Source organism: Bartonella sp. ML70XJBT.G, assembly GCF_028618575.1.
Lineage (GTDB): Bacteria > Pseudomonadota > Alphaproteobacteria > Rhizobiales > Rhizobiaceae > Bartonella.
In genome coordinates this window covers 1-1591 of the sequence record NZ_JAQITA010000075.1, presented here as the reverse complement: position 1 = coordinate 1591, position 1591 = coordinate 1, and the positions used below count along the sequence as shown (strand labels likewise).

At 38.5% G+C, this 1591-nt stretch carries 4 protein-coding genes; 2 read left to right on the top strand and 2 right to left on the bottom strand.

Going from position 1 to position 1591, the window contains the following annotated elements:
* Positions 1–422: hypothetical protein (locus tag PVV64_RS10350; RefSeq protein WP_273760900.1), on the bottom strand; the 422-nt coding region annotated here is incomplete at its 3' end.
* A 9-nt stretch (positions 423–431) separates the two neighbouring features.
* Positions 432–668 (bottom strand): DNA-binding transcriptional regulator, encoded by a 237-nt coding sequence (locus tag PVV64_RS10345; protein WP_273760899.1) that lies wholly within the window; start codon positions 666–668, stop codon positions 432–434.
* 87 nt (positions 669–755) lie between these two features.
* Here PVV64_RS10345 and PVV64_RS10340 point away from each other — a divergent pair, with 87 nt between their 5' ends.
* Positions 756–1109 (top strand): helix-turn-helix domain-containing protein, encoded by a 354-nt coding sequence (locus PVV64_RS10340; RefSeq protein WP_241440827.1) that lies wholly within the window; start codon positions 756–758, stop codon positions 1107–1109.
* Positions 1110–1325: 216 nt separating this feature from the next.
* Positions 1326–1591 (top strand): hypothetical protein (locus PVV64_RS10335; protein ID WP_273760898.1); only part of this gene is annotated, 266 nt, incomplete at its 3' end.

The following is a 1591-nucleotide window of genomic DNA, read 5'->3' as shown; positions in this document are numbered from 1 at the left end:
AAAACATGGGCGCAGTCATCAACCTTGGCATCACCACAAACCTCGGCATTGCCAAAAACCTTGGACCTACCCAAAACCTCGGCATTACCAAAAACATCGGCATTACCAAAAACATCGGCACGATCATAAACTTGGGCATTATGATAAATACGAGATTTCCCATAAACCCTTGCACCATAAAAAACTTTGGCATCATCATGAACCTCCGCATTTTCATAAACTTGTGCAAGGATATAAACACATGCATCATCACTAACCCAGCAATTGCCTTCGTGACTTAAGTTACGTTCAAACTGTATAAACCCACCTAAATCACCTTTTTTGACATCACCAAAGCCTCTCAATGCGCGGATGCGGCGTAAAATATGACCATCAATTTCTATTGTCTCATCAGTAAGTTCGTATTTCTTTTCTACAGACATCATCATCTCCTAAGGCTGTAAACTGTCGCACGCGCTATCAACGCGGGGGCTTTTGGAAAATTTTGTCATTGGGGCGCTTGCTTGCTCGCATAATGATTTTAAAAGATAAGCAACCGCTCCTCTTGAAGGAACACCATATTTTTCCCAACGCCATACTGTTGATTTGCTGACCCCTAATAACGCTGCCATTTCGTCCTGCGTGAGATTAAGCTGTTTTCTTAGTTTTTTTACTTCTGTCTTATCCATAAAAAATAATGTGCAATATGCACAGACAAAAGTCAAGTCGAAAAGCACATATAATATGTGCATTATGAATGGAAAGGAGTTGACAGAATGCAAGAACAAAAGCCCGATCAAGCTATACGCTTAACAGAAGCAAGAATTGCCAAAGGATTTAAATCTGCTCGAGCTGCCGCTCAATATTATGGCTGGTCATATTACACTTATATACAACATGAACAAGGAGTTCGCGGTATCAATAAAGCCGCAAGTCGATACGCAAAAGCTTTTAACGTAAGTACAGGTTGGTTATTGACTGGTGAAGGACAGGGTATAAAAACAAAATCTACAACTGCTCTTTCAGACCGCGAACTTCAAGAAGAAGTTTTTAATGCTCTAAAAGATATATCTCCTGAAAAACAGCAGTGGCTTCTTCGCATTTTAGATACTTTAAAAGACGAAGAATAATAATTAATCTTCTCTTTTTATCTATACTAAGCTTATTCACTGCCTCCATTATAAGATAAGCGGTATCATTCATTTTATATATCCTAAAATAATATATTACTTACATAGATATGTTCATCTTGCACATTTTTTTTGTTGACATGTGTGCAATATGCGCATACATATGCCTCATATCGTATAAATTAGCTACTGCCAATAGGCTCTATGGAGGCAATTGTGGACAAACCAGTTTTCATAACTTCTAAGGAAATTCTCTTAGTCATTTGCGAAGATGAAACAGAAAACCTCGCTAAATATGGACCTTTCTTCGAAGAAAAAGACATTATCGACTTTATTAATGAAGCCGATAATGCCTTCCAAATCTTCCGCGTTGAACCCGCAACTAACCGGTGTGAAGACATCTCTGAAGAGATCGCTGAATTCTATGTAAACGAGAACAGAGAGCGCCTTAATGAGCACTCTAAGGTTCATAGCTTTATTCG

Bases quoted from the DNA above. Each gene is read 5' to 3' on its own strand.
- PVV64_RS10340 (WP_241440827.1), top strand. From the start codon at position 756: ATGCAAGAACAAAAGCCCGATCAAGCTATACGCTTAACAGAAGCAAGA.
- PVV64_RS10345 (WP_273760899.1), bottom strand. From the start codon at position 668: ATGGATAAGACAGAAGTAAAAAAACTAAGAAAACAGCTTAATCTCACG.